Genomic DNA, 13,718 nt, shown 5'->3' on the forward strand with positions numbered 1-13,718 from the left:
TCAATCGCCCACCCCGAAGCCTGAACGCCTCCTGCCACAACCTGGACGGCCTCCAACGAGCCAAACGGCGCACGACCCAACTCAACGATCCCAGTCGCACCCGGAACGGTGACCGTGGTGCATCGGATCAGCGTATTCGGACCTGGGCCGGCATTGATGCCGTACGCACACACACTATGCGAACCGGGACTGGCCGCCACAGTTTCGGCAAAGCCATGATTGTCTCCATATCCGACGTAGGCTGCGCCGACATCTGGCCGCGCCTTGTTCGCAACGTATGCAGTACCAACTCCATCAACGTAAACGTGAACGGCGATCGAAGAGGCCGTATCCGGATCCAGCGCCCACCCCGTGACGCCGATGCCCCCGGTCACGGCGCGGACTGTCTCCAGGACCCCAGTGGGTGCGCGGCCCTGTTCCCCGAGCACATTCACCGTCTGACAACCCAATTGCGTGTTCGATCCATTTGCCACATTGATTCCATACGCGCATACAGAGTGGCTGCCAGGGCCTGCCGAGACTGTCGCGCTATAGCCGTGCGCGTTGCCATAACCCGGGTTTGCGGCACCAACGTCGGTTCTGGTTCCGTTTGCGAGAACCGGTACGCCAACTGCGTCGACGTAGACGTGGACTGCAATAGACGCCGCGGTATCAGGATCGATCGCCCAGCCCGATGCTGTGACCGAGCCGACGGACGTCGACACCCCCTCAAGCATGCCCACGGGCGACCCGCCACGAGCCGCTACGACCAGGCAGCCGAGTTGGATCGTCGATCCTCGGCCGACATTGATCGCATAGGCACAGATGGTGTGATTTCCACTGGAGAGGACAGGTACGGTTGCTGAGAAGCCGTGAGCACTTCCAAAACCGGGATATGCGTTACCGATATCTGCACGAGTGTTGTCTGCCACAGTGCGGGTGCCAACACCGTCAACGTATACGTGCACCTCAATCGGACTCGTCGAGTCAGGGTCGATGGCCCATCCACCGATCTGGATCCCACCCATGACCGCGACGGCACCGTCAACGAACCCGAACGGGTTGCCATTCCCGGTCGGCGAACCAAACCAGTTGGTGTAGAAAACCCAGAAATTCCGATTGCCGTAGGAACCGCACCCGTCGCCGGCGCCGCCGAGGTTGGCGAGAGCTGAGGCGTTGGGCTGATACGGGGTGTAGTAGTAGAGAGCCGCTGTCGCGCTGTTCTTGATCTGTACCGGGCTCGATCCGCAGGATGCCGTCGGGCTGTACTGGACGTTGGACGTGCCCCCGACCTTGTACCAAGTGAAGCTGCCGTGGTTGTAGCGATTGAACTGGCGGGATGCCGCATAAACCTGATTGAAGAATCCGTAGTACTGCGAATCACACACACTCGTATCGGGGCATCCCATACCCATCGCCTTGCGCAGGATCGCGTCGCTGGTGCTCGAACGGGTGACGAGTGCCTGCTCCTTTTGCAGGGTCACAAGGATGACCTTGGCGCTTATGTTGCAAGCGGCCTGGACTTTGAAAATGATCGACGCGGCAGATTCACCTGCAGCACCCGCATATGCGCTGCAATAGTCCTCCGCCGCGACTGAAGGAGTGTCGAGGCGCAAGGATCTCAAGCACAGCGCATCGTTGCAGGAACCACCCTGAGCGTTCAGGAACCCCTGAATCTGATCCTGCGACATTGCATCGCGGGAATAGAACTGAGCGTCCGAAATAATGTACCCAGGATCGAACTCAGACCCGCTGAGCGCGGTAGCTGGCTGGGGCGTCGTGGTGAGCAGAGTGCCGATCAGGCCGACAACTGCGAGCGCAGTGACAACTCTTCGTACTTTGGCTAACATATTCCGGCCTTCGTTACCGGCCGCGCATTGGTTGCGCGGCATCTTATGGGCAACGTTCTCTCGGGCTGAGGACACGACCGCAGGGGTAAGACTACGTGATTGAAGCGGCGATATCTTCGCATTCGCGGACGGAAAACGACCTATTTTAGGGTCTAGCCAGCCCTTGAACCCGAGCGCTGCCGATTCAGGCCAGGTACGGATCGCGCTGCGGGCCGCCCCATCGATCGAGGATCATTTTCTCCTCGAATGAATGGACCAGGGGGTTCCGTGAGCGCGATTCGAAATGGAAGAGTTCAACGTTGGCGAGCCAGATCAAGCGGAGATCGGCCTGGGTGACCTTCTTGCACAGATCGACGTCGTTGAAGTTGCCCGGAAAGAGCTCGGAGAATCCGCCGACCGCAGTGAAGACGTCCCGTCGCATGGCGATGCACGCAGCGGTCAGTCCTGATGCCTCCCGATTGATGAGAAGTGATGAGAAGGCCCCATAGTCGCCCTGCTTCGCGCCAAGGTAGGCGTGAGTGAACTGACCCATGTGGTGCAAATGACCCGCATGCTGGATAGCGCCGTCCTCGAAGTAGAGCATGGCTCCCGTCATGCCCACGTCCGCCTCTTCCAGAGGCGCAATGAACTTTCCGATGAATTCGTCTGTGATGACCTGGGTATCGTCGTTCAGAAACAGCAGAACATCGCCGCGCGCGGACAGGAAGCCCTCGTTGCACTTTCGGGAAAAGTTGAACGGACCGTTGAAGAGCACCAAGGTAAGGCGGTCGCCGGCCAGTTCCGCGAGTGACTCAAGTACGGAAGCAGGGGTATCCGGGTCGTACACGACGACGATTTCCAGGTCGAGGTGTTCGGACTTCGCAAGGAGGGAGCGCACTGCTTCCACGACAAAGACCCGGTGTTTCCCCCAGACGAACCCGGCGGTGCCCCGGGTGGGGATGATGACGCTCACCGACCGGTCAAGGGTCGGAACACGGTCGATGCGGTAGGTGCCCGGCACCGGGCCGCGAACGGCAGTGGCATCGATGCCGACTCTGCCCAGGTGGGCATTCACGGCACGCACGCCGGCGTCCCAGGCGTACGGTTTGTTCGTCGAGTCATCTGCCGTTGACCCGGCAAGGGCCCGCCAGTGATAAAGTGCTTCCGGAATGTGCACGATTCTGCGCGCACGCTCGGTCACTCGGAGAACGAGGTCATGGTCCTGCGAACCTTCGGCATCCTGATGGAACCCGCCGACCTCTCGGACGAGTGCGGTCCGCAAGACCGAAAGGTGACCGGTGTACATCTGCCCGCGAAGGCGTTCCGGAGACCAGTCCGGCTTGTCGAAACGATCGAAGTATCGTCCGTCGGCGTCGACCTTGTCTTCGTCCGAATACAGATAATCTGTACCGGGATTTCGGCGGATGGCGGCGAACATCGTCTCGAGGGCATTCCTCGTGAGCAGGTCATCGTGGTCGAGCAGTGCGATGAAATCACCGCGTGCGGCCGCCACAGCATCGTTGGACGCCTGCACGATTCCGCCGTTGACCTCACGCTCGACAACCCGGATCCGGGCGTCGGCGGCAGCCGCCCGCTGGATCAGGTCACGGACAGCGACTTCAGACGAATGATCGTCGACGAGGATGAGTTCCCAGTCGACGAAGGACTGCGCCTCGACGGAAGCGATGGTCTCCCGAAGGATTGCGAGCGGGGTGTTGTAGACCGGAGTCAGAACGGAGAAATAGGGCTTACGCACGGCGGTCACTTCTTGAGACGTCGAAGTAGCCGTTTCGCGGCCCCCACAGGTGAGATGACTGCACGGCCGATCCGCCACGTCGTTGAGCTGCGAGCGAGAGCAAGGTCCCGAGCTCCCCGTTCTCGAGCCCGTTCAATCTCATGTTCAGCGCGCCGCTTTTCGTGCTCGAGATCGATCTTGGCTTGCATCAATTCGGCGCGAAGCCCAAGCTCGATGTCTCTGCTGATGAGTTGCGCGTGAGTCGAGTCTCTCAAACTCGCCACGAGCAAGTCTCGCTCCTGGCGCGACTTGGCGCAATCCGGATCGTTGCACACCGGCGAGCCGGTCTCTTCGGCACTCATCATTACACTCTCATCGCTTTTCATTTCGTTGTGAAGCTTACCGATTGGATACGAACGTCCCGGCTAACCAACGCCCGTCGCGTGTACCCCCCTTGTGGGGCCTAGTCGTCGGCGGCCTTCTTACGCGCCTGCCTGGCCTGGACCCGTTCGATGACGGCGCCTGGGCCGCCCTGCTGCAAGTAGTAGGCCACCCGCCCGAGGTCTCGACGAAGTCCAGTGTGCCGAACGGACTCGAGTTGTGCGGTTTTCGACGCCCCGCTCTTACCGCGCTTCTTCTTCTTCTCGGGAGTGATCTGCTTGTCCGCAGCGTGCTGGGGAGCGCGGCAGAACTCGATGAGCGGCTTCAGGGCCTTGTCCCAGGTGAAGGACTGGCGAACCCGGCTCACGTTTGCGCGAGCGGCCACCACTGCCACCTCATCGTAGAGATAGGTCTCAATGGCCGTCGCCAAGGCGTCCACATCCCGCTCGGGAACCGCCGCTCCGAGCGATTCACTCGCGACAAGACTTCCGAAGGAGTCCCCATCGGTCGTCACGATCGGCAGACCAGCCCACAGGTAGTCGAGGATCCGGGTCCGGAAGGAGAAGGTTGTTTCGACGTGCTGGAAATGGGTCGAGACACCCAGGTCGGCCTCCAGCAGGTAATTCTGCCTGTCGTCGTAGGGCACCCAATTCTCATTGAAGAAGACGTGCGTTCCGGAGAGGCCGAGCTCATCGGACAAAGCCCGCGCCGCACCAACGGCTTCCATTTCCGGCACCAGCGGATTCGGATGCTTCACGCCCATGAAGAACAGTCGAATGTCTGGATGCTCCACGGCGAGTTTCGAAACGGCGCGAATGAGGATATTCGGGTCGAACCAGTTGTAGATGCCACCGCCCCAGATGATGATCTTGTCGTCTGCGCCAAGCCCAGGGACCACACCGCGCATGGCCGGCTTGAGCTGCCTGGGTTCCTCAGACGGGATCCCGAATGGCGCGACAGCGATCAGGGAGTCGAGGTCGTTGTCCCGCGAATACGTGTATGGGTTGACCCGACCGAGCGCGGACAACTGGCCGAGCCAGAAGTGTCGCTGGCGCTCGCTCGCACACAGGAAGAAATCCCCAAGCAGAAGCTGGTGGTTGAGTGCATCCTTGGCCTCGGTCACCTGCTTGTCCCACAAGGCGAGGGTCTGGCCGCGACCCTGTTCCAGCTGCTCCAACTGGAGGGGGTCATAGACGTCGACGACGAGAACCTTCTTGGACGTCTCGAGACTCGGGAACAGCTCCAGGGCGTGCCCCTGGACGATGATGACGTCGGCCCATTTCTCATGTTCGTCGACCGAACTCGGGTGGTGATGGGAAATGACGCCGACCTCGACAACGTCATCGAGCGCCACGGCCTTCGACATGCTGAGCAGGCGAACGTCATGTTCGTCCGACAGAAGCTTGGCGATGTTCCAAGCCCTGATGGCGGGTCCCGCCATCCGGTGGCCGACGGGATCCCCCGTGATGACGAGGATATGACGGCGTCCGCCGATGTTCAGCTGGCCGAGGTTGTCCACGATCTTCTCGTAACCGCGGAGATAGCCTTCGATGGGATAAGCGGGCTCGTCTGTGTTCCCGAAGAGGCTTTTGAGCTGGCGATCCGATATCGCGCGCGTCTCCTGCACCTTTGCGCGGGCGGCACGCATTTCGGGAAGGAGCTCCACGAACTGGTCGACGGCATAGATTCCGGCCATGGTCTGCTTCGAAATCGGCAGGGTCGGTTCATCGTCGTTGCCGGGCTTACGGATGTCGAGCGAAGTCGAGTCGAGGCCTCCCCTCGCTACTCCGCGCCGCGTTGCCAGGAGCAGCGCGCCGGGGAACACCTGGGCCAGGGACTCGTCGTCGAGGTTCTTGTACAGGGTGAAGAGCGCGTTGCGCTCGAGGAGGTACGTCTCACGGAAATTGCCGAACTTGTTCATCGACGCGTGGTGCTTGTGGAAGGCCAGGGACTTCGGCTGAAAACGGAAGCGATAGCCCAGAAGGTTCAGCCGCCAGCCCAGATCAACGTCGTCATAGAACATGAAGAAGTTGTCGTCGAATCCGGCGAGTTCTTCGAACACAGCGGCGCGAATGAACATGGCAGCGCCTGTCCCGAAAAGGACGTCCTTCTCGTCGTCCCAGGAACCGTGGTCTGCCTCGCCGGCGTGCGGCTTGTAACCCATCCCGTACCAGGTGATGGCCGCGCCCACGTAGTCGACGCGGTCGCCCTCCCAGTCCAGAACCTTGCTTGCAACTGCGCCGATGTTTGCGCCCGTCGAGAACGTGGCGATCGCCTCGGTGATCCACGCCTTATCCGGTTTGGCGTCGTTGTTTAGGAACGCGACGAACTCGCCGGAAGACTTGGAGACACCGAGGTTGCAGCCGCCGGTGAATCCGAGATTCTCATCCGATTCGACGAGCACGACACTCTCCGCGATCTGCTGCAGTGTCGCGAGACTGTCGTCCCCCGAACCGTTCTCGACCACAATGATCTCGAGCAGTTCATGGGGCCAGTCAAGGTCCAGGAGCCCACGGACGCACTCAATCGTGTCCTCGGCGCCTCGAAAATTGACCAGAACGACCGACACCACACCTGAACGTCGTTTCTTCACAAACTCACCTCTTGCTTGGGGCTGGGGGGACAAACGTAATTCACAGATCCAGCCGATCCATGTATTCGGGAGAAAACGTCACTCCGGCATCCGGCTGATTCAGAGCTGCGCGCCGCCATGGAGTGAATCGAGGTAGGAGGAAATTGTCGATTCCGCGTCGCCGACCGATACCAGCTGACCATGACTGAGCCACGCAGCGCGGTCACACATCTCTCGGACGGACTCCATCGAGTGGCTGACCAGGATGACGGTCTTGCCGGCAGCCTTGAAATCCACGAACTTCTGCGCGCATTTACCCTGGAACTCGGCGTCGCCCACGGACAGGACCTCGTCGACGACCAGGACGTCGGGATCGACGTTGATGGCGATGGCAAAGCCCAGCCGCACGTACATTCCCGAGGAATAGTTCTTGACCGGCTGGTCGATGAATTGCTCGACACCGGAGAAGTCGACGATCTCCTCGAATTTGCGGGTGACTTCCTTTTTCGACATGCCCAGAATCGAGCCGTTCAGGAAGATGTTCTCGCGGCCGGAGAGTTCCGGATGAAAGCCTGAACCTACCTCGAGGAGGGCGGCGATTCGACCCTGGTACGAGATCGAACCCTTCTCGGGGTAGTAGATCTTGGCCAGGCACTTGAGCAGGGTCGATTTGCCGGATCCGTTGCTGCCGATGAGGCCGAACGTGGACCCCGTCGGCACCTCGAAGCTCACATCCTTGAGCGCCCAGAAATCCTCATGCACAGAGCGTCGGCCGCGCATGATGGCCGATTTGATCGACTGGTTACGTTCCTGGTACATCCGGAACTTCTTGCTGACATGGTCAACCTGCACAGCGATATCGCTCATAGTGCTTCGGCCAGTCCTTTCTCGCTCTTGCGGAAAACCCACACGCCCACCAGCATCGAGGCGCATGCCCACACGGCGCAGAGAGTGAGATCCTGGGCGTTCGGCCAGGTGCTGTCGTAGAGAAGCTGCCGAAAGACCGCGACGAAGCGCTCCAACGGGTTCAGCCGGTAGATGTCCATGATGGTAATCGAGGTTCCGAAGAGTCCGCCGTGGGCCCTGGACTGGTCCTCGACGAGGCTGATCGGATAGATGATCGGTGTGAGGTACATCCAGATCTGCATCAGGATGGACACGAAATACTGGGTGTCCCTGAAGTGCACGTTGGCCACGGCGAGCATGAGCGACAGGCCGGCGGCGAAGACCGCCAGGAGCACCATCACGACTAGGACAATCGGGATCCAGGGCCAGACAAACGAACCGAACAGGGCGAGTGCGATGACGAGCACACCCATTTCAAACAGCCAGTTGTAACCGACGGATCCGACCTTGGAGAGCGGAAGCACGATGCGTGCGAAGTACACCTTCTGCACGAGTCCCGCGTTGGAGATGATCGAGCCCATGCCCTGCTGCACGACGTTGGAGAAGAAGGCCCAGGGCAGCAGTCCGCACATCAGCCAAAGCGCGAAGATATTCAGGCCGCTCGGGTTGCCGGGAGGAGGGGTGACGCGCAGGATGAACGCGAACACGATTGTGTAGACGAGCATCGTGGCAAGAGGGTTGACCAGGGACCACAGCTGTCCGAAGATGGTGCGCTTGTACTGGCCTCTGATTTCACGCAGGGTGAGATTGGCCAAGAGCTCTCGCGATGCAAGAACTTCCGTGATGTATCGCATGTAGCCTCACTGAGCGGCCGGTCGGGATGGCCGCAGACCAATCTAGCCTAGAACTATGATGATGGGACTTATGTCCACCGCACCCACCCCCTCTCCGGAAGCTGCACGCGTCGCAGTCGTGACCGTCAGTTACGGCTCAGAAGTCGTGTTGGCGCCGTTTCTCTCATCGCTATCCGCGGCGGCCTCGACGCCGCTCTACATCGTCGTCGCGGACAACAAGTCCACCGATGATTCGCAGGCGGTATCGACAATCGCTCGCGCCGCAGGGGCGGTCTATCTACCCCTCTCCGCGAATCGCGGATACGGTCACGCCATCAACGTCGCCGTTGCGGGGCTGCCTCCGGAAATCGAATGGGTAGTCGTCAGTAACCCCGATGTCGTTGCGAATTCGAGCGCGATCGACCGCCTTCTCGCCGTTGCCCGTAGCGACTCGGGAATTGCCGCGGTCGGACCCAGCATCCTCGAGGCCGACGGCACCGTCTACCCGTCGGCACGTGCCATTCCATCGTTGAGGTCCGGTGTTGGACATGCCCTCTTCGCGAACATCTGGCCCGGTAATCCGTGGACGCGCCGCTACCGCGCGGAAACGGACCAGGTCCTCGTGCAGCGAGACGCCGGCTGGCTATCGGGCGCGTTCCTTGTTGTTCGCCGTTCGGTTTTCGACGAGCTGCACGGCTTCGATGAGTCCTATTTCATGTACTTCGAGGATGTCGATCTGGGTTTCCGGATCGGCAAGCTGGGCCTGCGCAGCGTCTATGCGCCATCCGCCGTCGTCGTGCACACCGGGGCGCATTCGACCCAGGGTGGAGAGTCGGCACGCATGGTGCGAGCCCACCACGACAGTGCGCGGAAGTTCCTCTTCAGGCGCTACCCCGGGCCGGTGTTCTGGCCCGTGCGCGTCGTCCTCGCTGCCGGCCTGGGTATCCGGGCCCATTTCGCGGAACGACGCGCCACGCGTTAGAGGGTCGCGACGAGGCCGCTCAGATACTTGCCGTAACCGCTCTTCTGCAGCGGTGCCGCGAGAACGGCCAGCTGCTTGCTGTCGATCCAGCCGGCGCGCCAGGCGATTTCTTCGATGCAGCCGACCTTGAAGCCCTGGCGGTCTTCGATCACGCGCACGTATTCGGAGGCCTGCATCATGGACTTGAAGGTGCCGGTGTCGAGCCAGGCCGTACCGCGATCGAGTACCTGCACCTGCAGTTTTCCCTGTTCCAGGTAACGCTCGTTGACGGTACTGATTTCGAGCTCGCCGCGAGCGGAGGGCTCGATGGACTTCGCGATTTCGATGACCGAGTTGTCGTAGAAGTAGAGGCCGGGGACCGCGTAGTTGCTCTTGGGCTTGGCGGGCTTCTCCTCGATCGAGACGGCCGTCATGTTCTCGTCGAATTCCACGACACCGTAGTCGGTCGGATTGCTGACGTGATACGCGAAGATCCGGGCGCCGTTGATGTCGGTGTGGTTGCGGAGGGCGGAGCCGAGGCCGGCGCCGTGGAAGATGTTGTCTCCGAGGACGAGGGCGACATTGTCGTCGCCGATGAATTCCTCGCCGATGATGAACGCCTGTGCGAGGCCGTCAGGGGACGGCTGTACCGCGTATTCGATTCGAACGCCGAAGCTCGATCCGTCGCCGAAGAGGGCACGGAACTGGCTGTTGTACTCGGGGGTCGTGATGATCAGAATCTCGTTGATCCCGGCCATCATCAACGTCGACAAGGGGTAGTAGATCATGGGCTTGTCGTAGATGGGCATCAGCTGCTTGGAGATGCCCTTGGTGATCGGCCACAGGCGTGTGCCGGAGCCGCCGGCGAGGATGATTCCGCGCATGTCTAGTTTCCTTCGTTCAGTGCCGCGTAGAACGCCTTCGCGTCTGCCCAGGTCGGGAGAAGCCCGTTCGCGGCGGACTCGGCGAGTCCGGGGGCGTCGGTGTCTTTCGGGGAGAGTAGGAGTTCGCCGGCCTCGGGCGGGAACACCAGGCCGATGTCGGTGTCGAGCGGGTTGATGCCGTGTTCGCGGCCCGGGTTGAACGGGGCCGTCACGAGGTAGCTGACGGTGGCGTTGTCGGTCAGGGCGACGAAGCAGTGCCCGATGCCCTCGGCGATGTAGACGGCACGACGGTCGGTGTCATCGAGGAGGACGCTGTCCCACTGGCCGAACGTCGGCGAACCGACCCGGATGTCGATGATGTAGTCCAGCACGGCGCCATAGGTCGCGGTGACGTACTTGGCCTGGCTCGGCGGAATGTCCGCGAAGTGGATGCCGCGCACCGAACCACGCTTGGAGACGCTCGTATTCGCCTGCACCACGTTGAGCTTGTGGCCGATCGACTCCTCGAGGCGGTCGAACCTGCCCCATTCCAGGAACACCCCCCGGTCGTCACCGAACTGCTTCGGAGTGATTTCGTAGGAATCGGGGATGGAGAGTTCGCGGATCTGCACGCGCAGAAGTCTACCAAGCGGGTACCGCTAGCATTGAAGCGATACTTTCAGCAAACGGAATGGTCACCTCTTATATGAAGATCCTCGTTACCGGCGGCGCCGGTTTCATCGGCTCCAACTTTGTTCGTCGCACCATCGAAGACGCCTACCCGGGTCTGGAAGGGGCCGAGGTCGTCGTCTTGGACGCTCTGACATATTCGGGCAACCTGGCCAACCTGGCGCCGATCGCCGATTCCCCCCGGTACTCGTTCGTGCACGGCGACATCCGCGACGCGGCGTTGCTCGACACGATCTTCCCGTCCCTGGACGCGGTGGTGCACTTCGCGGCCGAGTCACACGTGGACCGGTCCGTGCGCGACGCCTCCATCTTCGTCGAGACCAACGTTCTCGGCACCCAGCAGCTCCTCGACGCCGCGCTCCGCCACAACCTGGCCCGGTTCGTGCACGTGTCCACGGATGAGGTCTACGGGTCGATCGCGGAGGGCTCCTGGAACGAGGAACGCGCCCTGGAACCCAACTCCCCGTATTCCGCGTCCAAGGCCGGCAGTGACCTGCTCGCCCGCTCGTATCACCGCACGCACGGGTTGAACGTGTCGATCACGCGCTGCTCGAACAACTACGGCCCGTATCACTTCCCCGAGAAGGTCATCCCGTTGTTCGTGACGAACCTGATCGACGATAAGCACGTTCCTCTCTATGGGGCGGGCAACAACATCCGTGACTGGTTGCACGTGGACGACCACACCCGGGCGATCGCGATGGTCCTCGTCGGCGGTCGTGCCGGCGAGATCTACAACATCGGCGGCGGCACCGAGCTGACCAACCTGGAGCTGACCCAGCTGCTGCTGGACTCCACCGGTAAGGACTGGTCCTACGTGGACCGGGTCGCTGACCGTCTCGGCCATGACCTGCGCTACTCGGTGGACATCACCAAGATCCAGGCCGAACTCGGCTACGCCCCGCAGGTCCCCTTCGAGAAGGGCCTCGCCGACGTCGTGCAGTGGTACCGCGACAACCGCGCCTGGTGGGAACCCCTCAAGGCCCGCGCGGCACTGAGCTCATGACCCGGTACCTGATCACCGGCGCCGCCGGGATGCTCGGCCGCGACCTGCAGAAAGCCCTGACCGGGCGAGACGTGACCGCGTTCGACCGCGGCGAACTCGACATCACCGATGAAGGCGCCGTCCAGGCGGCCGTCACCGGGTTCGACGTCGTGATCAACGCGGCCGCGTACACGAAGGTCGACGACGCCGAAACGAACGAAGACGCCGCCTACCTGCTGAACGCGGTCGGACCGCGGAACCTCGCCCGCGCTGCGAAAGCAACCGGTGCGCGCCTTGTGCAGATCTCCACCGACTACGTCTTCGAAGGCAACGCCGAGTCCCCCTACCAGGAGGACGCACCCGCCGCACCGATCTCCGCATACGGGCGTACCAAGGCCGCCGGCGAGGAATTCGTCCTCGCCGAGAACCCGGGCAAAACCTACATCGTGCGCACCGCATGGCTCTACGGGAAGAACGGCCCGAACTTCCCCAAGACCATGCTGAAACTCGCCGCCACCCACCCCACCCTGAACGTGGTCGAGGACCAGGTCGGCCAGCCCACCTGGACCGTCGACCTCGCGACGCAGATCGTCGCCCTGCTCGACGCGGATGCCCCCGCCGGGATCTACCACGGCACCAACTCCGGTGTCACGAGCTGGTTCGGCTTCGCCCAGGCCGTACTCGAAGCCAACGGCCTCGAGCCCGCCCGGGTGCACCCGACCGACGGGGCCTCCTTCGTGCGGCCGGCACCCCGCCCGGCCTACTCCGTACTCGGCCACGATGCCTGGGCCACAGCCGGACTCACCCCGATGCGCGACTGGCACGACGCCCTCACCCAGGCCGTGGCCGAAGGCGTCCTCGAAACCGAATGATCACACTGCGGGTTATCGTCGACCAGATGATCGCGCCGGTTCCCGGCGGGATCGGTCGATACACCGAGGAGCTGACCCGGGCGCTCATCGCGAGCGCTCCGCTCAACTGCGAGGTTGAGGGGATCGTCTCCGCGTCGCAGCCCGAGCAGTACGCCGCCATCGTGGCGGCCCTGCCCGGGCTCGCCGGGCTCTACAAGACAGCACTCCCCCGCCGAGAGCTCGCCGCGGCGTGGCAGCTCGGGGTGACCACCTCCCCCGGGCCCGGCATGATCCACGCGCCGGGCCTGATGGCTCCGCTGCGCCGCCACGACCGGCAGAACGACCACACCCAGGTCGCCGTGACCGTGCACGACGTGCTCGCCTGGACGCATCCTGAGGCACTGACCCCGACGACCGTTGCCTGGACGAAAGCGCGGATGAAGCGAGCGAGGAAGCACGCGGACGCGATCGTCGTGCCGAGCCATGCCGTCGCCGCGCAACTCGCCGAGATCGTCGACCTCGGCGACCGGGTGCGCGTCATCGGGGGCGCCGTCGGCACCGGCTTCCGGCTGCCGTCCAACTCTTCGGCCACTGAGGTGCTCGCCACGGCCCTCGACCTGCCGTCCGAATACATCGTCACCGTCGGAACGCTCGAGCCGCGTAAGGGCGTCACAGCCCTCATCACGGCCCTCGGCCTGCCCGACGCTCCGGACCTTCCCCTGATCGTCGTCGGACCGGATACCTGGGGCGAAGTCGACCTCGGTTCCGTCGCCGAAGAGGCCGGACTCACGCCGGGACGGGTGCGGGCGATGCCCGCGCTCACCGACGAGGAACTCGCCGTCGTGATCGCCCGGGCGAACGTGCTGGTCGTCCCGAGCCTCGAGGAGGGGTTCGCGCTGCCCATCATCCAGGGCTTCCACCTCGGCACCCCGGTCGTGCACTCCGATGCTCCCGCTCTCCTCGAGGCAGGCGGCGATGCCGGTCTCGTCGTCGAGCGCGAGGATGCCGCCGGGTACCCCGAACGCCTCGCCGAGGCCATCACCCGGGTCCTGACCGACCGGGCCCTCATGCAGAGGCTGCGCATCTACGGCGGCGACCGGGCCAAGGCCTTCAGCTGGCGGGATTCCGCCGAGCGGGTCTGGCAGCTGCACGCCGACCTGTAGGGCCGAGCGAGGCGTCCGCTCGAGCAGTAT

Annotated in this window: 11 protein-coding genes and 1 pseudogene; 4 read left to right on the top strand and 8 right to left on the bottom strand. The window is 62.7% G+C overall.

Translation table 11 applies throughout. From position 1 onward, the window contains the following. The 6 genes and pseudogenes from E3O50_RS18825 to E3O50_RS18850 form a co-directional block, all read right to left on the bottom strand. Positions 1-1,829 (bottom strand): annotated as a pseudogene (locus E3O50_RS18825) (hypothetical protein); the annotation flags it as partial. Between the two features lie 184 nt (positions 1,830-2,013). Then, on the bottom strand, positions 2,014-3,573 hold the full coding sequence (locus tag E3O50_RS18830) for a glycosyltransferase (protein ID WP_241975224.1): 1,560 nt from the start codon (positions 3,571-3,573) through the stop codon (positions 2,014-2,016). Continuing rightward, complete coding sequence (locus tag E3O50_RS18835) at positions 3,570-3,908, bottom strand: hypothetical protein (RefSeq protein WP_134558232.1); 339 nt, start codon at positions 3,906-3,908, stop codon at positions 3,570-3,572. Before E3O50_RS18835 ends, E3O50_RS18830 begins: the two co-directional genes overlap by 4 nt. A 98-nt stretch (positions 3,909-4,006) precedes the next feature. Beyond that, the gene (locus tag E3O50_RS18840; protein ID WP_241975223.1) at positions 4,007-6,493 is read right to left on the bottom strand and encodes a glycosyltransferase; all 2,487 of its coding nucleotides are present in this window, start codon (positions 6,491-6,493) and stop codon (positions 4,007-4,009) included. A gap of 123 nt (positions 6,494-6,616) precedes the next feature. Further along, positions 6,617-7,363: an ABC transporter ATP-binding protein gene (locus E3O50_RS18845; protein WP_134558230.1), complete on the bottom strand. Its 747-nt coding sequence runs from the start codon at positions 7,361-7,363 to the stop codon at positions 6,617-6,619. After that, on the bottom strand, positions 7,360-8,157 hold the full coding sequence (locus E3O50_RS18850) for an ABC transporter permease (protein WP_241975222.1): 798 nt from the start codon (positions 8,155-8,157) through the stop codon (positions 7,360-7,362). Before E3O50_RS18850 ends, E3O50_RS18845 begins: the two co-directional genes overlap by 4 nt. Positions 8,158-8,251: 94 nt before the next feature. On the opposite strand from E3O50_RS18850, the gene E3O50_RS18855 reads away from it, so the two are divergent. After that, complete coding sequence (locus E3O50_RS18855; RefSeq protein WP_241975221.1) at positions 8,252-9,157, top strand: glycosyltransferase family 2 protein; 906 nt, start codon at positions 8,252-8,254, stop codon at positions 9,155-9,157. On the opposite strand, the gene rfbA is transcribed toward E3O50_RS18855, so the two are convergent. Together rfbA and rfbC are read right to left on the bottom strand one after the other, a co-directional pair. Beyond that, entirely contained in the window at positions 9,154-10,020 is an 867-nt protein-coding gene (gene rfbA, locus E3O50_RS18860; protein WP_134558228.1) for a glucose-1-phosphate thymidylyltransferase RfbA, read from the bottom strand. The genes E3O50_RS18855 and rfbA overlap by 4 nt on opposite strands. Before the next feature lie 2 nt (positions 10,021-10,022). Then, complete coding sequence (gene rfbC / locus E3O50_RS18865) at positions 10,023-10,631, bottom strand: dTDP-4-dehydrorhamnose 3,5-epimerase (RefSeq protein WP_134558227.1); 609 nt, start codon at positions 10,629-10,631, stop codon at positions 10,023-10,025. Positions 10,632-10,705: 74 nt separating this feature from the next. Between rfbC and rfbB the strand changes: the two genes are divergently transcribed. The 3 genes from rfbB to E3O50_RS18880 are packed head-to-tail and all read left to right on the top strand — an operon-like array spanning position 10,706 to position 13,688. Next, positions 10,706-11,695 (top strand): dTDP-glucose 4,6-dehydratase, encoded by a 990-nt coding sequence (gene rfbB / locus E3O50_RS18870; protein ID WP_134449063.1) that lies wholly within the window; start codon positions 10,706-10,708, stop codon positions 11,693-11,695. After that, a complete protein-coding gene (gene rfbD, locus E3O50_RS18875) occupies positions 11,692-12,546 on the top strand; it encodes a dTDP-4-dehydrorhamnose reductase (RefSeq protein WP_134449064.1) in 855 nt (284 codons plus the stop codon). The genes rfbB and rfbD overlap by 4 nt, the downstream gene beginning before the upstream one ends. Continuing rightward, positions 12,543-13,688, top strand: a complete 1,146-nt coding sequence (locus E3O50_RS18880; RefSeq protein WP_134558226.1) for a glycosyltransferase family 1 protein — start codon at positions 12,543-12,545, stop codon at positions 13,686-13,688. Before rfbD ends, E3O50_RS18880 begins: the two co-directional genes overlap by 4 nt. Positions 13,689-13,718 lie beyond the last annotated feature (30 nt).

The sequence above is a fragment of the Cryobacterium sp. MDB1-18-1 genome (assembly GCF_004402735.1).
GTDB classification, from domain to species: domain Bacteria; phylum Actinomycetota; class Actinomycetes; order Actinomycetales; family Microbacteriaceae; genus Cryobacterium; species Cryobacterium glucosi.